The sequence below is a fragment of the Alloalcanivorax venustensis ISO4 genome, from assembly GCF_015356855.1.
Lineage (GTDB): Bacteria > Pseudomonadota > Gammaproteobacteria > Pseudomonadales > Alcanivoracaceae > Alloalcanivorax > Alloalcanivorax venustensis.
This window is the reverse complement of sequence record NZ_ARXR01000061.1, coordinates 1-6235: the sequence shown is the minus strand read 5'-3', so window position 1 is coordinate 6235 and position 6235 is coordinate 1. Positions and strand designations below refer to the sequence as shown.

Below are 6235 nucleotides of genomic sequence, written 5' to 3'. Positions count from 1 at the left end.
GGACGGGCCCACCCGATCCCGGCGCGGCCTTTCTGGAGAGCACTCACCTTCAGAGCTTGATGGCGACGAAACGGGCGTTGCCGTCGCGGTTGACCAGGGCCGGCACGGTGCCCTCGTCGGGCAGGTCGGCGGCGATCTCCCGGTAGGCGTCCAGGCTGTCCACCGGCTTGCCGTTGAGGCTCACCAGCAGGTCGCCGCTGCTCAGCCCGGCGCGGGCGGCGGGGCCGTCCTGGACGCCGGTGATCACCACGCCGTGATCGGCCTTGACCCGCGCCAGCTCGGCGGCGCTGGCGGCGCGCACTTCCAGGCCCAGCTTGTCGGATTCACCCTGGTCCTGGTCCGGCTGGCCGGCCATGCCCGCCTGGGGGTTGTCCGGCAGCTCGCCGACGGTCACTTCCAGGGTCTTTTCGTCGCCGTCGCGCACCACGGTCATTTCCGCCTCGGTGCCGGCCTTGAGCGCGCCCACCCACTTGGGCAGCTGCGCGGAGCGCTGAATTTCACGGCCGTTGAAGGCGATGATCACGTCGCCGGGCTGCAGGCCGGCTTCCGCCGCCGGCGAGCCGCTCTGCACCTGGGCCACCAGGGCGCCCATGGGCTTGTCGAGGCCGAAGGATTCGGCCAGATCGCGGTCCACTTCCTGGATCAGCACGCCCAGCCAGCCGCGGCTGACTTCGCCGGTTTCCTTGAGCTGGTCGGCCACGTCCATGGCCAGGTCGATGGGAATGGCGAAGCTCAGGCCCATGTAGCCGCCGGAGCGGCTGACGATCTGCGAGTTGATGCCGACCACCTGGCCGTTGAGGTTGAACAGCGGGCCGCCGCTGTTACCCGGGTTGATGGCCACGTCGGTCTGAATGAAGGGCACGTAGTTGTCGGTGGGCAGGCTGCGGCCCTTGGCGCTGACGATGCCGGCGGTCACCGAGCTGTCGAAGCCGAACGGCGCGCCGATGGCCAGCACCCATTCGCCCACCTGCAGGTCGTCGGAGGAGCCGATGTCCACCACCGGCAGGTCGCTGGCGTCCACCTTGATCAACGCCAGGTCGCTCTGCGGATCGGAGCCGATCAGCTCGGCGTCCAGTTCGCGGCGGTCCTGCAGACGCACCACGATCTCGTCCGCTTCGCCGACCACGTGGTAGTTGGTCAGCACATAGCCGTCGCTGGAAATAATGAAGCCGGAGCCCAGCGACTCCGTTTCCGAACGGGGTGCCGGGGCACCACCGGGACCGCCCGGGCCGCCGCCGAATTCGTCGAAGAAGCGGCGGAACATTTCGGGAAGCTGGTCCATCTGCGACTGCTGGCTGCGCTCGCGGCGGGTGACGGTGCTGATGTTGACCACCGCCGGCGCTTCTTTCTTCACCAGGGCGGTGAAGTCCGGCAGGCCGGTGACCAGCGGCTCGCCGTCACCGGCGTCGGCGCGCACCGGCGCCGTGTCGCGGCTGTCACTGGTGTCCTGCTTGGTGGTGTTGTCGGTGTCCTGGCCGCAGGCGGCAAGCACGCCGGCCAAGGCCAGCATCAACACAATACGATGCGTTATCCCCATGGAAAGGCTCCCTTCTACCCTGTTCTAGGTTCAGGCCGGGGTCAGCGCGCGGGCCGCACCCGGATCGTGGTTTCAGCGTCGGCGGCGCCGCCCGGGCGGCTCAGCACGCGCGGCTGATAGCGCCCGGCGCCGGCGACACGGCGACCGTGCAGGCGGGTGATCAGGAAGCCCAGAAGCAGGCCGCCGACGCCGAACAGCGCGGCGCCGTCCACGGCGCGCCCGGCCAGCGTCAACGACAGCGCGTCGCCCAGCAGAGCGCCGCCGAACAGCAGCGCCAGCGGCAGGGCGTACACCCAGAGGGCGCCGTAGAGCACTGCTTTTTCCGGCACCCCGATCACCACCGGGTCGCCGTCGCGAAAACTGAGATCGGTGACCACCCGCAGGCGGGCGCGCTGGCCGGCGGCCTGGCGGTTGATCACGCTGTGCCCGCAGCCCTGGCGGGCCTGGCACGACGAGCAGGTGCCGGCGCGCACCGTTTCCACCCAGATCGCTCCGGGCTCACGGGCCACCACGCGCCCCTGCTCTTCTATCATGGCCGTTTGTCCGTGGCGCGAATCGCCACCGCTTCCATGATGCGTTCGGCGGTGGGCTGCGGAATTTCGCCCACCAGGGTCATCAGGTAGACGCGCTGGTCCAGGTTCTGCACCCGGCTGATCGCCACGGTGGGGCCGACGCGGCTGACGCCCTCTTCCACCTGATCGCTGGCCACGCTCTCCACGAACAGAGTAAAGGTGGCCAGGCCGTCGGTGTAGCTTTGCGCGGTGACCGGCTGGCGCAGGTCCGCCACCCGCCGCCAGTCGCGGTCGGCGGCTTCAAAGCCGGACGGCAGCCAGCCGGCTTCCACGTGCACGCGCTCGGGGCTGGCCGCGGCCACGCTCTCCAGGGAGCGCTCGGCGATCACCTTGGGCAGCTGGAAATCGGAACGCTCCAGGCCCGGCTCCAGATCCAGGGACACGAACTCGACGCGCTCCACGGCCAGGCCGCTGGCGTCCACCATTTCGGATTTCAGCAGCAGGCTGCTGTCGCGGTCCACCCACAGCCGGTAGCCGTAGCGGTGGTTGTCCAGCGGCGCCACGCGCATGCGGGTGGTGACGCGGCCGGCCACGCGGCCGTCGCCGTCCACCAGTACGTTGTATTGTTCGGGAATCGATGAGGACAGCCGGTCGCGGAACGCCAGCAGGCCGGTGTCGTTGTCATTGATGCGGGTCAGGGTGCCGTTGGGGTGCAGGCACACCACTTCATCGCCCAGTTGCAGCACTTCCACCAGGCGGCCGTCGAGGTGGGTGAGGCGCTGGTACTGCTTGCCGTCGATCACCGCGTGGCTCAGCTCCATGGTGCTCACCTCGCCACCCAGCTGATACAGAAAGCGGCCCCGGTACTGCAGCTGCTGGGAGGCTTCGGTCATCTCCTCCAGCAGCGCCTGGGCGGGCGTGGGGTCGGCAATCGCGACGGGTGCGGCGAGGGGGGCGGCCAGAGCGAGGCCGAGGGCGAGGGTCCGCATCATTTCGTTAGCGTGCTCCGTTGCGGGCGTCCATGCTCACCAGGCGGGCGTAGGGCATCATGCCCTGGCTGCTGTGGCGAGCGGTGAATTCACTGTGGCGCAGCAGCATGGCGTTCACCCGCGGCTGGGCGGTGTTGACGGTGCCGGTGGCGCGCTCGCCCTGACGGGCGCCCTGCGCCACCAGGGAGGTCTCGCCGAACGGCCGCGTGAGGCGCTGCTCGGCGGCGACCGGGGTGGCGCCGATGGTGGCGCTGCCGGTGGGCGCGGACGGCGCGGCGCCGTCATTGGCGGCCATGGTGGGCGCCGCCGCGCCGTTGCCGGCGGGCACGCTCCAGTACTGCCAGCCGATCACGGTGGCGGCGGCCACGGAGGCGGCCACCGCCACCCGGGCAAAGCCGCCCATCATGCCGGCCCGCTTGGCGGGCTTCGATTCCGCCGCCAGGGCGGCGGAGAGCCGTGCGTTGAACGCCGGCGGCACTTCCCGGCTGGCGTGCCCGCGCAGGGTATCGCTGGCCAGTTGCCAGCGACCCAGGGTCGCGATATCGGCCTGGTCCAGGTCGCGCAGTACGCGCCGGGTTTCCAGTTCGTTGGTTTCGCCGTCCAGGAAGGCGGAAAGCGCTTCGTAGTCCCTGTTCATGTCGTCACCCTCTGTCGCCGCGCTGCGACCCGAGCAGGGGACGCACCGCTTCATCGATGGCTTCACGGGCCCGGAAAATGCGGGAACGAACGGTTCCCACCGGGCACTCCATGACCGCCGCGATATCCTCATAGCTGAGACCTTCGAATTCACGCAAGGTGACGGCGGTCCTCAGCTCCTGGGGCAGCTCCTCGATGGACTTGTGGATAACTGCCTCCAACTCATCGGACAACAGATGCGACTCCGGGGTTCCAATTTCATGGAGCATCTCCGCGCCACTGTACTGCTCCGCCTCGGCGGCATCCAGGTCGGAGCCCGGCGGACGGCGGCTCAACGACACCAGATGGTTCTTGGCGGTGTTCACGGCGATCCGATAGAGCCAGGTGTAAAAGGCACTGTCGCCACGGAAACGGGGCAGCGCGCGCCAGGCTTTGATAAAGGCTTCCTGGGCGACGTCCTGGACCTCGTCGTGGTCACGCACATAGCGGCTGATCAGCGCGAAGATACGCTGCTGGTACTTGAGCACCAGCACCTCGAAGGCGCGCTGATCGCCGCTCTTGGCTTTCTTGACCAACTGTTCGTCTGACACCGGGGCTCCCGTCAAGGTATCACTGTTCCCAGCCTGGCGGAGGGTAAAACGCGGTATTGTATCAGGTGTTCCACGGGCGGCTATACTAGCGCCTCCGGAAGCACCGGTTTTCACATTGGTTCAACATTTCCCCAGCTAAAGAGGCTTCATGGCCACCTTCCGCTACGACGTTCTGATCATCGGCTCCGGCGCCGCCGGCCTTACCGTGGCCCTGGGCCTGCCCGACGGCGTGCAGGCGGCGCTGCTGTCCAAGGGTGAACTCACCCATGCAAGCACTTACTACGCCCAGGGCGGCGTGGCCGCGGTGCTCGACAGCGACGACTCCCTGGAAAGCCACGTGCGCGACACCCACCTGGCCGGCGGCGGCCTGTGCCATGACGACGCGGTGCGCTACACGGTGGAAAACGGGCCGCGCGCGATTCGCTGGCTGATCGACCAGGGGGTGGACTTTACCCGCCTGGAGGGCTCGGAGGCCAATCCCCTGCCCTACCACCTGACCCGCGAGGGCGGCCACAGCCACCGGCGCATCATCCACGCCGCCGACGCCACCGGGGTGGCGATCTCCAGCACGCTGATCGACCGCGTCAAGGAGCGCGACAATGTACAGCTTTTTGAGCACCGGGTCGCCGTGGACCTGATTCTGCAGGAGCACAACAGCGAACGTCGTTGCTGCGGGGCCTATGTGCACAACATCAAAACCGGCGAAACCGACGTGATTCTGGCGCGCTCTGTGGTGCTGGCCACCGGCGGCGCCTCCAAGGTGTACCTGTATACCTCCAACCCGGACGTGGCCACCGGCGACGGCATCGCCATGGCGTGGCGCGCCGGCTGCCGGGTGGCGAACATGGAATTCATGCAGTTCCACCCCACCTGCCTGTACCACCCCAAGGCGAAGAGCTTTTTGATCACCGAGGCGATCCGCGGCGAAGGCGGCCGCCTGCTGCTGCCCAACGGCGAGCGTTTCATGCCGCGCTTCGACGAGCGCGCCGAGCTGGCGCCCCGGGACGTGGTGGCGCGCGCCATCGACCATGAAATGAAGCGTCTGGGCGCGGACTGTCTGTATCTGGACATCAGCCACAAGCCGGCGGATTTCATCATCGAGCACTTCCCCACCGTGTACGCCAAGTGCCTGCAGCTGGGGCTGGACATCACCCGCGATCCGATTCCGGTGGTGCCGGCGGCGCACTACACCTGCGGCGGCGTGATCATCGACCGCGACGGGCGCACCGACGTGCCCGGGCTGTACGCGCTCGGCGAAACCGGCTTCACCGGCCTGCACGGCGCCAACCGCATGGCCAGCAATTCCCTGCTGGAGTGCTTCGTCTACGGCCGCGCCGTGGCGGAGCATATCGGCGAGCATCTGCACGACCTGCCCGAGCCCCGCGAGGCGGCGCCCTGGGACGATTCCAAGGTGACCGACTCCGACGAAGACGTGGTGATCAGCCACAACTGGGACGAGCTGCGCCGCTTTATGTGGGACTATGTGGGCATCGTGCGCACCACCAAGCGCCTGGAGCGGGCCCAGCACCGGGTGGAGATGCTGAAAAAGGAAATCACCGAGTATTACAGCAATTACCACATCAGCAACGACCTGCTGGAGCTGCGTAATCTGGTGGTGATCGCCGATCTGATTATCCGCTCGGCGCTGCAGCGCAAGGAAAGCCGGGGCCTGCACTTCATGCGTGAATTCCCGGACGCGGACCCGGTCGGCAAGGATTCGGTGCTGGTGCCGGGGCGGCCCTGATCAGCGGCGCTGCAGGTAGAGCACCTGGCGCAGCGGCGTCAGCGCCGCCGGGCCGGCCTGGTCCGGGAACACCCACACCCAGCCCCGGCGCGGGCAGTGCAGGGCCAGCCAGTGCTCGCGCAACATCACCCGGAACGGCGGCGTCAGGGTCACCCGGCGGCCGTCGCGCAGGCTCAGCCGCACGGCGCCGGGGGTGACGTCCACGCTGCGCGGCGTGGCCGGGCGCC

6 protein-coding genes and 1 pseudogene are annotated in these 6235 nt (G+C 68.4%); 1 reads left to right on the top strand and 6 read right to left on the bottom strand.

What is annotated here, in order from left to right:
- Positions 1-49: 49 nt before the first annotated feature.
- The 5 genes from ISO4_RS16565 to rpoE are packed head-to-tail and all read right to left on the bottom strand — an operon-like array spanning position 50 to position 4264.
- On the bottom strand, positions 50-1537 hold the full coding sequence (locus ISO4_RS16565; protein WP_194856947.1) for a DegQ family serine endoprotease: 1488 nt from the start codon (positions 1535-1537) through the stop codon (positions 50-52).
- Positions 1538-1578: 41 nt separating this feature from the next.
- Positions 1579-2070 (bottom strand): SoxR reducing system RseC family protein, encoded by a 492-nt coding sequence (locus tag ISO4_RS16560; protein WP_194856946.1) that lies wholly within the window; start codon positions 2068-2070, stop codon positions 1579-1581.
- Positions 2067-3041, bottom strand: a complete 975-nt coding sequence (locus tag ISO4_RS16555) for a MucB/RseB C-terminal domain-containing protein (RefSeq protein WP_194856945.1) — start codon at positions 3039-3041, stop codon at positions 2067-2069. The genes ISO4_RS16560 and ISO4_RS16555 overlap by 4 nt, the downstream gene beginning before the upstream one ends.
- 4 nt (positions 3042-3045) lie before the next feature.
- Positions 3046-3675: a sigma-E factor negative regulatory protein gene (locus ISO4_RS16550; protein WP_194856944.1), complete on the bottom strand. Its 630-nt coding sequence runs from the start codon at positions 3673-3675 to the stop codon at positions 3046-3048.
- Between the two features lie 4 nt (positions 3676-3679).
- On the bottom strand, positions 3680-4264 hold the full coding sequence (rpoE, locus tag ISO4_RS16545) for an RNA polymerase sigma factor RpoE (protein ID WP_142950089.1): 585 nt from the start codon (positions 4262-4264) through the stop codon (positions 3680-3682).
- 148 nt (positions 4265-4412) lie between these two features.
- Between rpoE and nadB the strand changes: the two genes are divergently transcribed.
- Entirely contained in the window at positions 4413-6008 is a 1596-nt protein-coding gene (gene nadB / locus ISO4_RS16540) for an L-aspartate oxidase (RefSeq protein WP_142950088.1), read from the top strand.
- Here the strand turns inward: nadB and ISO4_RS16535 are convergent.
- A pseudogene (locus tag ISO4_RS16535) lies at positions 6009-6235 on the bottom strand (hypothetical protein); the annotation flags it as partial.

Excerpts from the sequence above, each read along its gene's own strand:
- ISO4_RS16565 (WP_194856947.1), bottom strand. The coding sequence starts at position 1,537 with ATGGGGATAACGCATCGTATTGTGTTGATGCTGGCCTTGGCCGGCGTG.
- ISO4_RS16560 (WP_194856946.1), bottom strand. The coding sequence starts at position 2,070 with ATGATAGAAGAGCAGGGGCGCGTGGTGGCCCGTGAGCCCGGAGCGATC.
- ISO4_RS16555 (WP_194856945.1), bottom strand. The coding sequence starts at position 3,041 with ATGATGCGGACCCTCGCCCTCGGCCTCGCTCTGGCCGCCCCCCTCGCC.
- ISO4_RS16550 (WP_194856944.1), bottom strand. The coding sequence starts at position 3,675 with ATGAACAGGGACTACGAAGCGCTTTCCGCCTTCCTGGACGGCGAAACC.
- nadB (WP_142950088.1), top strand. The coding sequence starts at position 4,413 with ATGGCCACCTTCCGCTACGACGTTCTGATCATCGGCTCCGGCGCCGCC.